13 protein-coding genes and 1 riboswitch are annotated in these 16,458 nt (G+C 37.9%); all 13 genes read right to left on the minus strand.

Going from position 1 to position 16,458, the window contains the following annotated elements:
* Window position 1 precedes the first annotated feature (1 nt).
* A complete protein-coding gene (locus tag LD272_RS08460) occupies window positions 2–763 on the minus strand; it encodes a tyrosine-protein phosphatase (protein ID WP_226036166.1) in 762 nt (253 codons plus the stop codon).
* 228 nt (window positions 764–991) lie between these two features.
* On the minus strand, window positions 992–1,687 hold the full coding sequence (locus tag LD272_RS08465; protein WP_226036167.1) for a CpsD/CapB family tyrosine-protein kinase: 696 nt from the start codon (window positions 1,685–1,687) through the stop codon (window positions 992–994).
* Window positions 1,662–2,426, minus strand: coding sequence for a YveK family protein (locus LD272_RS08470; RefSeq protein WP_226036168.1), 765 nt, complete (start codon window positions 2,424–2,426; stop codon window positions 1,662–1,664). The genes LD272_RS08465 and LD272_RS08470 overlap by 26 nt, the downstream gene beginning before the upstream one ends.
* Before the next feature lie 473 nt (window positions 2,427–2,899).
* Window positions 2,900–2,985: riboswitch (cyclic di-GMP riboswitch) on the minus strand.
* A gap of 205 nt (window positions 2,986–3,190) precedes the next feature.
* Complete coding sequence (locus LD272_RS08475; RefSeq protein ID WP_226036169.1) at window positions 3,191–3,934, minus strand: hypothetical protein; 744 nt, start codon at window positions 3,932–3,934, stop codon at window positions 3,191–3,193.
* Between the two features lie 399 nt (window positions 3,935–4,333).
* Window positions 4,334–5,842 (minus strand): FAD-dependent oxidoreductase, encoded by a 1,509-nt coding sequence (locus LD272_RS08480; RefSeq protein WP_226036170.1) that lies wholly within the window; start codon window positions 5,840–5,842, stop codon window positions 4,334–4,336.
* A 100-nt stretch (window positions 5,843–5,942) separates the two neighbouring features.
* The gene (locus LD272_RS08485) at window positions 5,943–7,592 is read right to left on the minus strand and encodes a DUF4127 family protein (RefSeq protein WP_226036171.1); all 1,650 of its coding nucleotides are present in this window, start codon (window positions 7,590–7,592) and stop codon (window positions 5,943–5,945) included.
* Between the two features lie 620 nt (window positions 7,593–8,212).
* Window positions 8,213–9,811, minus strand: a complete 1,599-nt coding sequence (locus LD272_RS08490; RefSeq protein ID WP_226036172.1) for an FAD-dependent oxidoreductase — start codon at window positions 9,809–9,811, stop codon at window positions 8,213–8,215.
* A 24-nt stretch (window positions 9,812–9,835) separates the two neighbouring features.
* A complete protein-coding gene (locus LD272_RS08495; RefSeq protein ID WP_226036173.1) occupies window positions 9,836–10,654 on the minus strand; it encodes a carbohydrate ABC transporter permease in 819 nt (272 codons plus the stop codon).
* The gene (locus LD272_RS08500; protein WP_226036174.1) at window positions 10,644–11,582 is read right to left on the minus strand and encodes a carbohydrate ABC transporter permease; all 939 of its coding nucleotides are present in this window, start codon (window positions 11,580–11,582) and stop codon (window positions 10,644–10,646) included. Before LD272_RS08500 ends, LD272_RS08495 begins: the two co-directional genes overlap by 11 nt.
* 4 nt (window positions 11,583–11,586) lie before the next feature.
* Window positions 11,587–12,294: a hypothetical protein gene (locus LD272_RS08505; protein ID WP_226036175.1), complete on the minus strand. Its 708-nt coding sequence runs from the start codon at window positions 12,292–12,294 to the stop codon at window positions 11,587–11,589.
* 108 nt (window positions 12,295–12,402) lie between these two features.
* Entirely contained in the window at window positions 12,403–13,749 is a 1,347-nt protein-coding gene (locus LD272_RS08510; RefSeq protein ID WP_226036176.1) for an ABC transporter substrate-binding protein, read from the minus strand.
* 174 nt (window positions 13,750–13,923) lie between these two features.
* Window positions 13,924–14,643, minus strand: a complete 720-nt coding sequence (locus LD272_RS08515) for a response regulator transcription factor (RefSeq protein WP_226036177.1) — start codon at window positions 14,641–14,643, stop codon at window positions 13,924–13,926.
* Window positions 14,644–14,652: 9 nt separating this feature from the next.
* Window positions 14,653–16,395: a histidine kinase gene (locus tag LD272_RS08520; protein ID WP_226036178.1), complete on the minus strand. Its 1,743-nt coding sequence runs from the start codon at window positions 16,393–16,395 to the stop codon at window positions 14,653–14,655.
* Window positions 16,396–16,458: the final 63 nt, after the last annotated feature.

Here is a 16,458-nt window from a genome sequence, read left to right on the forward strand (position 1 = left end):
ATTAGATTATTCCGAACAGCTTCTTCTTTTTGATTCGATGAGGTTCATGTCCGATGACAGACTCACCTTCCTTTAATGCGTCTGCATTTTGAATAAAATAATTAAATGTAGATTTCCCATATGTCTTGTTAATTTCCCGATATGCTTGTTTTAAACAAATCATACCCTTATCTTTGGCTCCAGTTGCAATAAAGTGAACTAAGTCCGCCTCAATCAATTGTTGACTGAACTTTTGAACTTTCTTACCAAACTGCCCTACGAGACTACCAGCAGTTATTTGAGTGAGCGCACCATTCTTCACTAGATTATACAAATGGTTCGGACTTTCGATTAACGTCCTGTTCCGTTCAGGATGAACAATAATCGGCCGATACCCCTCAATTTGTAAATCGAAGATAAGCTGACTAGCATATCTCGGTACATGATTCGTTGGTAGTTCCAATAGTAGATATCCGCTCGTTTCATCTAATGGCAATAAATTACCTTGTTCAATACTATTAATTAACTCCCCATTGATACGCGTCGCTTGACCAGCCAGCACTGTTACCGAAATATTTTCTTTTACTAATCTTTCATTCAATTCTTTAACATTTTCCATTATTTCCATTTTAAAATTATGAAATCTACCATCCATATGATGCGGAGCCGCAATTATTGTATCAATACCTTGATTGACAGCCTCTTTTGCCATTGCCAAGCTCTCTTCCATATGTTTCGCTCCATCATCGACCGCTGGTAATATATGACTATGTATATCAATCAACTTCCCACACCCCATTCCGTGCTTTATATAGAACAAATTAAACTATTCAAAGTATAACAAAGTTTTTTGATAAAGTGTATGAGAGGTTTTGTCGAATTATGGTAAATATATGGTCAAATAGACCCTATAAAATGATAGGGATATTGTCACGATAACGTTTATAGCATAAAAAGCGCAAACAAAAAAAGATTCTACTCTTAAACAAAAGTAGAATCTTTTTGATATAGTTTATTTTGTGCCATAGTAATAATAATAATTGTCTTTCTTTTGCTCGACATCATTCAAAACAACACCTAGCAGTTTCGCCTTAGCAGCTTTGAGTAGATCACGCGCCTTCTGTGCCGCTTCATTCTCTGTTTGCTTACTTCTTACAACCATTAGCACACCATCACAAATGTTCGCTAAAATCGGTGCATCGGTAACAGCAAGTACTGGTGGCGTATCAAAGACAATCAAGTCATATTGTTCTGAAGCATCACGAATCATTTTCTCCATTGCCTTTGAGCCTAACAACTCAGAAGGATTTGGTGGAATCGGTCCACATGTCATAATATCCAAGTCTTGTACATCCGAAGAGACGATAGACTCATCTAGCGCTCTCTCACCTACAAGTACATTACTTAAGCCACTTCTATTATCAACCCGAAATGTATAATGTAATGTTGGCTTTCTCATATCCGCATCAATCAGCAGTACTTTTTTACCCTGTTGCGCAAAGACAATAGCAAGGTTAGCAGTTACCGAAGATTTACCTTCTGATGGCCCAGCTGATGTTACCAACATCGTTTTCAGATCACCATCTACCTGTGAAAACTGTAGATTAGTTCGAACCGTACGGTACTGTTCCGAAATCGGGGAATGAGGGCTGGTCTTAGTTATTAAATGTCTAGCATTGTTTTTAAACAGATTTTTTCGTCTGGCCATCGAACTCTCCCCTTACTCTACGTTTTTTGGCAGCATGGTTAAACTGACTAGTTACTAAGTCTTCGTCTTTCACATGAGGAATTACCCCAAGTAAAGGAAGTTCTAATCTATTTTCAACATCCGCTTGATTTTTAATTGTATTATCTAAGTACTCCAATAAGAATGCTAACCCAACACCGACCATTGCTCCAAGTACGAGCCCAATCGCTATGTTTAGTAGTGGCTTCGGACTTACTTGCTGAGGATTTGCTGGAACAATTGCCTCTGATAAAACATTTACATTATTTACATTCATCAACGTAGGTACTTCATCTTGAAATACTTCAACCGTTGTATTGGCAATATCCGCTGCTATGTTTGGATCAATGTCAGTTGCTGTAACTGTCACTACCTGAGAACTCTGCGCATTCGAGACATTAATTTTGTTACTAAGCGCTCCGGCAGAAATAGATAGACCCAATTCATCTACTACCTCATCTAGGATTCTTGTGCTTTTTATAATCTCATTGTACGTATTGATGATTTCAACATTTGATCTAATCTCGTTAATATCAACATTCTCTGTTTGATTATTATTTTCGCTAACAATAAACTGTGAGCTAGACTCATAGGTTGGAGTTAAAACAAAGAAACTTATAATAGCACTAATTCCGGCTGCACCCACCATAAGCAAAATAATTAACAACATCCGTTTCTTTAATACTTCAAATATTTCCTTTAATGAAATCGTTTCCTCCATGCAAGTACCTCCGGGTTAATAATAATGAGTTTATAGTATAATTTTATTTATATCGCATATAAACGAGATTATAACATAATATGATTGCTGGCGACATATTTTTTATGTGAGATAAGTGGAATTACTCATGAATGATTACAATTAATTACGAACGCACATTCTGAACACTTGAATGAGAATAAACCCTAGCTAAACGCGCATTTCTACCTCTTGTATGAGAATAAATCATAGCTGAACGCGCATTTCTTACTCGCGAATGAGAATAAACCATAATAATGAAAGCACCCAAAGGTGCCTTTTTACTTAACTATCAATTTTGTTTGATGGTATATCATCTTACTCATTAATCTATTTTTGAAATCTTCATTTATACAATCCGGATAAATGGTTGAGTAGTAATTATACAGTACTTGGTGAAAAAACTTCATAAAAAAACACCCTGGAGTCTTTAATCGCACGGAGGTGTAATAGTATTCGGTAGCTGGCTAGCTTCGTCGGTTAAACTTAAGCCCCTGTAGTTTTGCGTCCTCACTTCTCAATGAGTTTGCCTTTTCGTACGATTATTTAATTATTTAGAATTGTATCATACTTTTCTACCATATAACACCCCTAATTCCCATAATGTGGCAGGTTTTGGGGTGATAACTACTCATCGTTTCTAAGACTGAGGTAATGTCGTTACTCTTTCACTTGGATCTAAATGCTCATTACGAAGCTTTAGGAGATTTGAATGTATTTTTTCACAACTCGGCTCTATCCAAGGTTTATTCAGTTTCTTCTGAAATAGAATCAACCATATTTTCAACTTTTTCCGGATCAGTTGACTGTTTATCAGACTCTGAATCGTAAGATTCTTCCGTTTCATTCGGATCTGCTGTGGCATCATCCTCAGATGGCTCAGAAATGCCGGAATCAGGTGTTTGTTCATCTGATTCTTCTTGCTCCGGATTTGATTCAGTTTCTTCTTCGTCTAATCCTTCTTTGACTGGTTCATCTGTCTCTGAAGTTGGTTCGGATTCTTCCGGCTCCGTCTCTTTTTCAGACTCTTCTAATTCGTTTTGTTTCTCGGATTCATCAGTTTCCGAATCTGAATTATTTGCACTTTTGTTCGACTGATTACTTCTATTAACCGCTGTCTTCTTTGGTTCGGTAGTTTTAGTTTCAGTGACATCTCTAATAGATTCAGTTGACGAAGGACTTGTTGAATCCGAGACTGGTTCCGTATCATCCAGTTCAGACTGCAAATCAGCAGCCAACTCCTCCTCTTCCTCTATATCTCTATCTATAAAGTTTTCAATTGATAAACTGTCTCCAGCTATTGTTAAATTTTGAGTGATTTCACGCTGCAGATGACTACTTGCTAACTTAGTCTGAACTGAGTTATTTTGATTAGTCAAAACAGTCTTCCCATCTAAAATACTTTTACCAAGAAAAAGACCTCCAGCGCCAAGAGCCACAAGTAACATTATTGTCGAAGTAATAGCAACCGCTTCTTTACTAAATCGCAAGGTGATCGCCCCTTATTTTTGCTAGTCTATTTACCTAATCCTACCACTATTTTGCAAGAATAGTAATAAGTGCTGAAGTTTAAATAAGATTAAGACCTTGAATGAAAGTAAATCCAACTCAACAATAAATTATTTAATAGAGGAATTTCATTAACTAGAACTTCGATACTCGTTAAGATTCCAAGTTCACCTAATTATCTCTACTTATCTATTAATAAGATCCATCATTAAAGTGCAATCAAAATCTAGGAACGAGCAAGCGCGCATTCCTTAGCCTTGAGTGAGAATGAATCCAGCACGAGCGCGCATTCCACGACTTGAATGAGAATAAATCCAAGGCGAGCGCTCATTCCATTGCCACCAATAAATGAAGAAACGGCGGCTAGTCGGCCGCCTTAATTAGAATGATATAATCTGTCCATCTTCTACTAGTCTTTGACTTAGTTTTTGATAATTCACTTGCTGAATACTTATCTGTTCCTCAATAGCTAATGCGGCTGCTGTTACGGCTGATTGAGCTAAAACCATGAATACGGGTTCCATTCGGATCGAGCCATAAGCAATATGTGAAGCTGACAGGCATACGGGCACCATCAGGTTTGTACATTCTTCTTCTAATGGAATCATTGAGCGATAACTAATTGGATAGGGTTTTGGAATAGGGATTTGGACGTCACCTTCATTTCTAACGTTACCTTTTTCATCCACATAGCGTTGAACATTGTGTGAATCCATCGTATATGCGCCAAGTCCAACTGAATCTTCTATCGGTAGTTTACTCATAATGTGATTATCATTCATCACCACTGAACTTACCATTCTTCTTGATTCTCTAATATAGAGTTGCGGAGTCCAGTGGTCATTTTCAACGAATTCATCTAATGGCAAGCCCCACGGTGCAAAGCGCTCGCGGATTTCAGTTGGTACTCTTGGATGGTTTTGAAGCGTCCATACTAGACCCTTTTGATATGTTTCGTGCTTTTTGGCAATTCGTTCACGTTCCAGATAACTTGCCTCCGGATAATCATAATTCATACCAATATAATCCGTCGAGAAGCCACTGTCATTGTTCGAGTCTGTTTTCCTATTAGGTACCCCGTTAAATTTAAAGAATGTTTTTTCCCCTTGCTCAATAGATCGGAATAATAGTTCGAATTCGCGTTCATCGTAATCGTTTGGTTTTTCTATCACCAGCCGGTTCTCTGGTACATCGGTTAGACACATCCGATAACAATATGCTTGAATCCGGTTATCCGCTTCACCATCCTGATTCTCTGGTGCGGGGTTAACGCTTGGAAGCAGTCCGCTAGACGGTTCGCCCTGGATGACATAAGGATCGACCCCTAACGGAAGTTGATTTTTAACAGCGGTGGCTGTTTGAATACCATTATACGTTTCTTGATATTGGCTATTTGACTCTCTACCTGTCACATAGGTAATCCCAGCTTGGGCCATCAGGTCGCCTTCATAGGTCATATCCAAAAATATTTTCGCCTTGAATACTTTCCCTGACTCCATCTCGATAGATTCAATCTGATTTCCTGACGTAGTTACGCCCTTTTTCTCCCTTAATCTTTCTCCATAAAAAACTGGAATATCATATTCTTTAACAAGATCCTCAAATACTTCAAGCGCGACTTTGGGTTCAAATAATAGTGCCGGTTCTTGCTTGTTATATTTAGCACCGACTCTAGAATAAAACTCACCTGACAGCCCTCCGATGACTGACTTTTCACCGAAATCAGTATCTCCTAGTCCTCCACTACTCAGTCCTCCTAAGCGATGAGAAGGTTCAATCAATGCTACTTTTTTATTCATTCGAGTGCCTTGAACAGCACCTATCACTCCTGCAGATGTACCTCCATAAATTAACATATCAAACTGGTTAAGGTCTGATTTCTCTATCATCAAAACATCTCCTCTTTTATGTAAACTCGTTATTAGTCATGTAGTTTTTTTATAGAAATAGCAATACTCCATCTAGGATGGAGTATTCTAATTGCCAAAGCTATTGCAAGTTTAGCGTTGGCTCTAATTCTGCTTCAAAAGTTCTAGGCCATGGTAGTTCTACGTGTACATCTTCCAGTTCAGTGATTGTATTGTAGAAATCCTTGTTTCCTCTAGAACCAATATAAACACTTTTGCCATCAAAATGCTGATACCAATTTTCCGTTTGTTCAGTAAGATTATTTTTGACAAATTCATTCACTTCTTGATAGTCTTCTCCTAAATTCCAAGCATTAGCGCCTATTTGAGCAATATACTGATTGGCAGCTCCTTGGACAACATTTTTGTAGCCTTGATCTTTGGAGAATCGGTGTAGTAAAAATTCATAATGTGCCTGTGCAGTTTGTTGGTACAAAGGAACACCAAAACCAGACTCTTGCGCAAGAAAAGCATCTCTTGCTAATGCGTGACCAACTGTAATTCCAAGAGCATTGCCAGCTGTATTCCATCCGCTGTATGCATGAATTTTCGTTAAATCGACTTGCTCAGCAAGTTCATTTACAAATGCTTCATCAGCCTTATTAACAACTCGTACATCGCCAATAGCCACTCGCTTATCATCTGAAATTAAGCGACTAATTTCATCTACCATGCCGTTAATGTCGGATTGTCTTTCACCGTCTGTCTCAGAAGGCGTATTTAAGATCAGATGAATATCCGCTTCTGATTGATCTGCAGTAAGCAACCCTCCTGCAGAGATAATATGCTTTTCTACATTTTCATCAAAGGTTGTGTCTTCAAATGGTGCAGTCCAATCTCGACCATGAACTCCTCCATATTGCACATAAAATTTTGGAGCTTCGTTAAATAAATCGGCAGCAAACCTCGAAGTAAGCACTACATCTACTTCATCTGCTCCAGGGAATACAGAGACTTTATTTTCAACTTGCAAAGTCTCAGTCTTTTCCACTAATATTTCACGTTCGGCTCGATGTAATCCAAATGGAGCAGCATCATCCTGTGCAAGAATAAGATAATCAATGTAATCTTCGTCAACCCAGTCAATTAGCGTTTTATTTACTTCGTGATTCCGCGCTCTGGCAGCTTGATAATCCTCTAAAACACTCGTTGGTATGTTCGCTTCTAATTCTTCTAATTGTTCACGATCATCTTCAAAACCTAGATTATGAACCTTATCATAGAGAATTGCCCACTCACGTACTTGTGAATAATACTGGGCATAATCTTCACTAATTGCTGTAACAGCTAACCTTTGAATCGTGTCATAAACATAAAGCGGTTTATCAGGATACTGTTCCTTGATTGTTTTTAGTACTTGAATGTTATCAAGTGACTCTTCTAACGATTTTTCACCTGTTCTTGATGTGATCAAGCCACCATAGGCAAGCATGCTTGTTGAAATAACAAACCCATCTGCATCATCACCGTTTTCAAGTAACCATTTACTTATTTCTTGTCCATCACCAGGCTCTGTGTAATAGCCAATCATTTCTTCAGGTGGTGTAACGACCTCAATACCTGCTGACTTTCCAACCTGTGTTGGAAAATACAGATTTGCCGGTCGATCATCTAAAGGTACCATTAATAACTTAGCTAAATCCTTATCTGAGTTAGCCTCTACACTAGTAACGGCTGGGAAGAAAAAAGCAAAAACAAGAGCCAACGCAATAATGTTTTTTATTAACTTCAATCAATTTCCTCCTTCGATAAATTTAGGTTTTCTTAAAGATTGTTACCTTTTCTCTGGTTCTGTAGGAACAGCACGAGTAGAATCGTTCTTTGATTCTGAGGCTTTAGACTCTGCCGAAGCGACCGTATGCGTCTGGGAATGCGCACTCTACCTGGATTTATTCTCACTCAGCTTCCCGGATTGCGCGCTTAAACTGGATTTATTCTCACCCAGCGTCCAAGAATGCGCACTCTACCTGGATTTATTCTCACTCACCGTACCGGAATGCGCGCTCATCCTGGATTTATTCTCACTCGGCGTACCAGAATGCGCGCTCAACCTGGATTTATTCACTCGGCGTCTCGGAATGCGCACTCAACCTGGATTTATTCTCACTCGGCGTACCAGAATGCGCACTCAAACAGGATTTATTCTCACTCTGCGTCCCGAATGCGCACTCAAACAGGATTTATTCTCACTCAGCGTACCAAAATGCGCACTCAAACCGGATTTATTCTCACTCGGCGTACCAGATTGCGCACTCAAACCGGATTTATTCTCACTCAGGTGCGCTCTATTTCATCAGAGTGGAACTAAAAATTACATCGCACTATCAATACTAGCCAACTTTATTGACTTGTTTAATTCGATTTCCCGAGCGTCTCCTTCATCCTTTCAACCGGATCATCCACAACGGAATCATCCCATTCCAATACTTGGCCACAAACGAGAAGCTCTTCTCGTAGTTCCTGGTAATCCACCTCTTGTACGGTTGATTTATTTTTAATTGAAAGGGCTGCTGCAATACCAGCAGACTGTCCAAGTATCATAAATACCGGCTCCATTCGAATTGAACCATAAGCAATGTGTGAACTCGATAAACAGACTGGGACCAATAGATTGGTGCACTCCTCAGATTTCGGGCGAATCGATCGATAAGATACAGGATATGGAGAGATTGGGATTTCAACATCTCCCTCGTTCACACACCTTCCGTCGATCACTACTCGCCTACAGTGATGCGAATCCATATGATAAGAGGCCATCCCAATCGAATCTTCTATCGTTGTCTGTCGTAAACTATTATTATCTGTCATCACGTAATCGGAAATCATTCTCCTACCCTCTCGGATGTACAATTGATGTGGCCAGTGCCCAGTATCCTCAAACTCATCTTTAGGTAATCCCCATTCAGCTACCTCTTCACGAATATGCTTTGGAACACGCGAATCATTAGCTAAAAAATAAAGCAAACCAACATCATAAGTCACATGGTCTTGAAATATTTTTTCACGAGTTTGATAGTCTCCGTCTGGCCACTCGTAATTCATACCAATATTATCGGTTGAGAAAGCACCATAGTTATTTAAATCAGATTTGCCATTTGGCATCATTGTGTGAAGATTCATCGCATCCCAGTAACCTGCATTGATATACCTCAATAATAGTAGATATCGATTCGAATCATAGTTAGCTGGTTTTGGAAAAGCAAGACGGTTTTTTGGGTCTTTTGTAAGACAAATCCTGAAATTATAGGCCTGGATTCTGTTATCGCCTTGACCGTTAAATCCAAGTGAGTCCTGATCTGTTTCAGTTATTCCTGGTAAGACACCACTTTCTTTATTTCCTTCAATCACATAAGGGTCAATCCATTTCTCGAATTTATGATGAGGACTACCAAAGTGGGCGCCGTTATAGATTTCTTTATAGGTTGAATTCGACTCGCGCCCAACAAAATAAGAAACACCTGCTTTTGCTAGTAGGTCACCTTCATAACTTGTATCGATAAAGACATCGCCAGTATAACTGTGACCATTTTCCATCGTAATCCTCGTTATTTTTCCGTCTTCCATTAATACTTCATCAAGGTGTTGATTAAAATAGACTGCTATATTATGATCTTTTATCCACTTTTCAAACACATATTTAGCTGCCTTTGGCTCAAATGTCCACTGTTCACTTTTGCCATAATAGGTACCCATTTCCCGGTAAAATTCCCGTGACAACCCGCCAACAGCATCCTTAGCACCTAGGTCTGTTGCACCTAATCCACTTGCCGTTATTCCTCCTAGATTATTGCTGAATTCTGCGATCGCAACAGTTAGCCCTAATCGACTTGCCTGCACAGCAGCTGTAATTCCAGCCGGAGTTGCACCGTATATAATTAAGTCTTTTTTTATATTCTCTGGATTACTAGATTTCTCGACTGGAACATAATAGTGAAGATTATCCAAACTCATCTATGAAATTCCTCCTTAACAAACTTACTTGATACTACCAGCTGTCATCCCTTCAATAAATTTCCTCTGTGCGAAGAAGAAGACAATTAATAAAGGTATCGTAGCTAGCGTAGTTGCACTCATTAAATGGTGCCATGCCGTACCTGTCTCGTCGGTAAATAGTGAGAGTCCAACAGGTAATGTCATCAGTTCCCTACTATTAATGAAGATTAGCGGATATAAAAACTCATCCCAGTTCGTTATAAACGTAAAGATAGTAAGTGTTGATAGTGCCGGAACAGATAATGGCAACATAATTCGCCAGTAAATCTTAAGCTTTGTACAGCCGTCCATGACAGCAGCATCCTCTAATTCTTTTGGAATAGTTAAAAAGAATTGTCTCATTAAAAAGATTCCGAACGCACCAGGCGCACCAAAAACAGGTAAAATCATTAGCGGAAAATGCGTATTAACTAGCTCTAAGTCCCTCATAAATAAGAACAATGGAATGATTGTTACTTCTGGAGGAATCATCATTACACTTAAAAATAAAATAAATAGGAAACTACTACCTGCAAATTTTATTCTAGCGAAGGCGTAGCCTGCCATCGAAGCAAATACAAGAACTAAAAGGGTAACGACGACAGCGATATAAATACTATTCCAGTACTGTTTTAAAAAGGTTACTTGACTTAAAACTTCGGTGTAATTTTCCCATCTAATCGGGTTTGGAAAGAATTGTGTGAAAATCCTTGTGGGTTCCTTCAATGAGGTAGCAATCATCCATATCAAAGGACCGATCATTAAACTAGTGATCAGCAGAAGTGTTATATATTTACCTATCAATCCTTTTTTAATCCTCATAAAAAACCCACCTCTTCCTTACTACCCATGATATAACGGTAAAAATTAACAAGATAAAGAACAGTACAAATGCTAAGGCAGAAGCATAACCCATTTCAAAATGCCTAAATGCGGTTTCCCAAATATAATAAACGAGCACCTTAGTACTGTCTCCTGGTCCACCACGAGTCATCACGTAAATTTGACCAAAAATTTTCATTGCTCCAATTGTTGTAATAATCATCGTCAGAAAAATAGTTGGCGTAATTAACGGGAGCGTTACATTGCGGAACTGCCTAGACCTCGTTGCCCCGTCAAGCTCTGCCGCTTCATATAGTTCTCCAGGTACTTGTTGCATAGCCGTTAAGAATAAAATCATATTTAACCCTACATTTTTAAGCACGCTGACTACAACGACAGCTGGTAGAGCGGTATTTTGGTTAAATAACCATGTCGGACCATCAATCCCGACAAACGCTAGCATTTGGTTAACGAAACCAAGTTCAGGTGCTAGCAGGTATTTCCAGACAATTGCCCAGACAATTAGTGATGTAACTACCGGAACAAATATCGCTGTTCGAAAAAAACCAATTCCCACGAATTTCTCCTTCAACAATGTCGCCAAAAGCATCGCAAGAATGATGTTTAACGGTACTAACCCTAAACTAAACAACAAGGTATTGATTAACGAGGTAGTAAAAGTATCATCACTAACTAAACTTCGGTAATTTTCAATCCCAAGAAATGTCGCATCCCCGAGTAATGGCCATTCATGCAAACTCATAAACATCGCATAGAGTAATGGACCAAACATGAAAACGGAAAATCCTACCAACATTGGCGAAATAAATAGCCAACCCGCTAATGTATCTCTGCCCTTACTATTCAACCGTCTTTTTTTAAAGTTACTATTTATTTTTTTTTGATTTGTACTGATTGGTAACGACATATAATCATCCCTGTGCTATTGATATATTTTGATTATGTTTTTGAAACATAGAAACAGTCTGATAGATTGACTCAGCAGTAGTACCTACTGTTACTGTACCAAGCATAACTGCGTTAATACCGATTTCCTTAAGTACTGTTAGATCTTCAGGGACTAACTTTTTCTGTGAAGGAACGATAAGTGGCAAGTCTGTACTGTTTCGATAATCCTGATAAGTGATCATATCAGCGAAATTCAAACTTTTCCCGTAGTCTTCCTTACGAACTACAGATAACTCAATCGCCTCCATTCCAAACGATTCAATTGCTTTTAGCTGACCCGTGCTAAATGTATTATCAACTGCCACAGTACTTGCTAGCACATTCTGCTTTAAAACAGTAGACGGAATGTCTTTTGCATATAATGAGTAGTAATCAAAGCCTACCTCGCTTAATTGTTCAATATCTACTTGTTTAACCTTTTCAATATCGTCACCAATTACAGTCCCTAGAGGCCCTTTGAAACTGCTTCTTACCTGATTAAAAAATTCTTTATATGTTGCTAGACTTTTAAATTCATTTCCACTAGCACGATGAAACACATTAATATGAAACTTGAGCGCATCCGCTCCAGCTTCAATTGCAGCCTGCGCTAACTTTAAATCATTTTCAGGCAAGCTAACGATAATAGGCATATCCTTTCTTTTTAACAATTCACTTAAAGATGATCCCATCAAACTCACTCTCCCTTGATTGTTGACTTATATCATCAGGCTGCCAAGATAATCTCGGGCAGCCTGATTGTTTTTTCTAATTTAGTCAATTTCATCATACTGATTCTATTACTGTAACAATGGAGTTATCTTTTCTTCCATTTCTTGAAGTATTTCCTCTGGTGGAGCCATCTCTGAGAAGAGTTGGTCAAAACCACTGATTATTTCACTTTCAATCTTGGTCCAATCCTCATGAAGTGGATAGATGTAGCCATTATTCATTTGGTCAATTACCGCTAATTCGATTGACTCCCTAGAAGGATTATTTGGTATCTCAATAAATTCGTCTGACTCTAAAACACTCTTTCTAGGTGGGACGAAGAAGGCAGATTGTGCCTGAATACCAGTTTGACTACCTAAGAATTTTAATAGTTTCTCAGCTTCTTCCGGATGATCACTGCCTTCAAAAACAACAGTACCAGCTTGCCCTAATAGTGGATATCTTCCTTCAGGGCCCTTAGGTAATGGCGCAATATCCCACTCGAAATCAGTTATTCCTCTAACATTTGCAATGTAACTATACATAAACGGGAACATGGCAACTTGACCACTTTCAAAATTCAAACTTTCGCCTGGTGGTACATGTGACTCGTCTTCAAAAATCATTCGATCAAGCATGGCGAACGTATCTACACCTTCAGGAGAATTCCAGGTAAACTCTGACATGTCATCAGAGAACATTTCTCCTCCAAATGATAAGGTGTGCGATGGCATCGTTGAAAAGTTCGTCCATTCATTAAATAACCGTGCACCATATGTTCTATCGGTACCATCTCCACTAGATAATGCTTTAGCAGACTCCTCAAACTGTTCCCATGTCCACTCATCTTTCAACGCTAATTCTTTCGGCGTTTCGAGTCCAGCCTCTTCAAACATGGTCTCGTTATAATACATAATCATTGGTGGTGTTGAGAAAGGCAATCCCAATAATTCCCCATCATGTTGCCATAATTCTAAAGTCGATGGAATGTAATCATCAAAATCAAAGTCTGGATCATCTTGGAAACTTGAAATGTCAGTCATGATGTTATTGTTTACAAATTGAGGGACCATTCGTTCAGCAACCCAACCAACATCAGGTAATTCGTTACCCGCAGCCAATACGGACAACTTCTGTTGATAATCACCATGAGGAATGCTTTGAACCGTCACACTTATATGTGGATTCTCCTCATAAAATTCTGTTAACAATTCCTCATACATCTCAATATGCTGATCATTTCCCCAGGTAGTAAATGTTAATTCAACCTCTTCTTCTGAACTAGCATTGTCTGAACTGCTATCTTCTGTAGTACTACTATCGTCACTACCGCTATCCGAATCCTCCTCCGAACTCGTTCCACTATCACTACTACATGCAGAAAGTATAAGAAATACTAAACCTAACACTAAAATTAACTGTTTTTTAAATCTCATGTTACTCCCCCTTTCATTTGTAATCATTGTAACAAGGTTGTAAGCGCTTTATAATATAGGTATCTTAAGAAAAGGTTTGTAATATTAAGAAAATTGCAAGCGCCTCGAGGGGCTAGGCGCTGGAACTAGACATCAGGGCGCAAAATTTTATGCCTTCTTATCTATTAAGAAAATTTATCTTTCTTCTCTATATTGATTTGGAGTTTTACCAATAACCTTCTTGAATACGGACGCAAAATGTTTCGGATTTGAATAGCCAGAAAGATTTGCAATGTCATAGATTTTAAGCTTCGTTTCTACCAGTAGTTTCTCTGCTTTGTTCATCCTTTTAGTTACAATATAATCAGATAAATTAACCTTTGTTTGTTGTTTGAAAAGTTGGCTAATGTAATTAGGGTGAAGATTTAACGTTTTAGATATGAAGCTTAATGTCAGATCTTCTTCTAAATGGGTTTCAATTACTTCTTTTATTTGACGAATATGTAGCGATTCTTCAGAGTTATTTGAACCTGACTTTTTGCTCTTATCTTCTTTTGCAATATTGTGTAAAATACTAGCTAACTCACTGCGATTGACTGGCTTTAACAGATAGTCTTTAACTCCCAATTTGAGCGCATCCCTCGCATAATTAAAATCATCATAGCCACTAATGACAATTACAGGAACTTGCGGCAGTTTGTCTCTTAGCAACGTGATGAATTGAATTCCGTTCATTTCTGGCATTCGAATATCTGTAATTACGATATCCGGAATCACTACATTAAGTAGTTCTAACGCTTTATGCCCATTGGGAGCTTCCCACATCACTTTATAGCCGGTGATGACATCTTCCAATAAAGCTTTAATTCCTACTCTAATAACTTGTTCGTCCTCAACTAACAATACATTTTTCAAGCTCATCACCTACTCTTCGATTGGAATAACGATATTTATTCTCGTGCCTTTACCTGGCTCAGCATTTATGAACAACCTGCTATTTTCACCATGTATCAGTTTTAATCTGCTCGCAATATTCTCTAGTGCGATCCCATTATTTTGACTAGTACTATCTGCTTGATTTTCAGCCTTCACAATACTGTTATTGATTGATTCTTTTATCTTCTGTAATCTTTTATATCCAATTCCAGTACCATTATCGTAAACAGCAATCTGAAGCTTACCACCTTCTAATTCAATTTTAATCGTTATCGTGATATCTTCCATTTGACTGTCGAAGCCATGAGCAATCGCATTTTCAATCAGTGGTTGAATAATATACTTTGGTACCTGATAACTTGTTACTCCATCAGCTATATTCCATTCAACTACAAGTGAATCACCTAATCGTCGCTTCATAATCGCTACATATGTTTCAGTAAAATCAATTTCCTCTTTAAGACTGATTTGTTGTTCATCATTTCTTAGTCGATATCTAATTAATCTTCCAAGTTCAGATATCATATCCGACAACTCGAGTTGACCACGTGCAATTGCTGTCATATTAATCGATTCCAGCGCATTAAAGATAAAATGAGGATCCATCCTCGACTGCAATGCTTTAAACTCCGCTTCTGAATTTCTTCTATTTAATTCATACGTTTCTTCAACTAAGGAGTTTATCTCACTTAACATATAGTTATAAGCCCCTCCCAACTCACCAATATCCCCTTTAGATTCGACACTAATTTGATTAGACATCTTGTTGACTTGAAACTCTTTGATCCGTTTTTTTAATAGTTCAAGAGGCTTCAGTAAGTAGTTTGACATGAAGTAAGACAAGATTAATGATACAAACAATGAAATCACTAACACTGTAATTAATAGAAAATTAAAGTCTTTAATTTCACTATATAAATAAGTTTTAGGGATGACATTACTGATTTGAATCCCTGTTTTACTAGATGTATTTGATACACATAAATATTCTTCGCTGGACTGTGTATCTTCAATCCACTTGCCATTTGCATTACAGCTTAATAGCAACTGATCCCTTTCCTTTTGAAATAGCGGTTTACCTTCACGAAAAATTTGCCAATTTTCGCTAGGAAGCTGCTCGGTAATTTTATCTAAGTATCCAGGAGAAAAATCCACTTTAATGAACCCTAATTGTTTTTTATCATTGGGATCTCTTAATAACCGAATCAAGCTCACATAAGACTCATCATTTTTTTTATAATAAGTTGGAATATGTTCAGGTAAAACCATCCAATCTCCTTGTCTCTCCCGCACGCTTGAATACCATTCTTGTGCTTCTAAATCAATCGAGTTATCAATTCGATAATCATCCATATGACTAAACGTTTGGCCATTATTAGTGAACACATGGATTCCATCCACTTGTTCTTTATTATATAAAGAAGCCGACAAAAATAGCGAAAAGGAATTGGAATGATTGTAGTTTTTGTAAAAAACCGGTGTGTACCTTTTATATTCTCTTAGAATATTTAACAGACTATTATTATATAACACTGATAAGGTATCTCTTGCTGCATCTTCCATCATTAAATCCAAGTTTTGATTTAATTGAATAATCGTGTTTTCTGTTTTCGTTATTACTTCCTCGCTTTTAGAGGTAGCAAAAATTTGATGAACCGCTACTCCTATAATTATAAGAGGTATTAATACAAGTACTGCAAAGGTTATAAATAACTTATTTCTTAATTTCATGACTGTAATCACCTCGGGTGCGATATATATCGGTATTTAAAACAAATTTCACCTATCGAATAT

This window comes from Aquibacillus saliphilus (assembly GCF_020404745.1).
In the GTDB taxonomy this organism is placed as follows: domain Bacteria; phylum Bacillota; class Bacilli; order Bacillales; family Amphibacillaceae; genus Aquibacillus; species Aquibacillus saliphilus.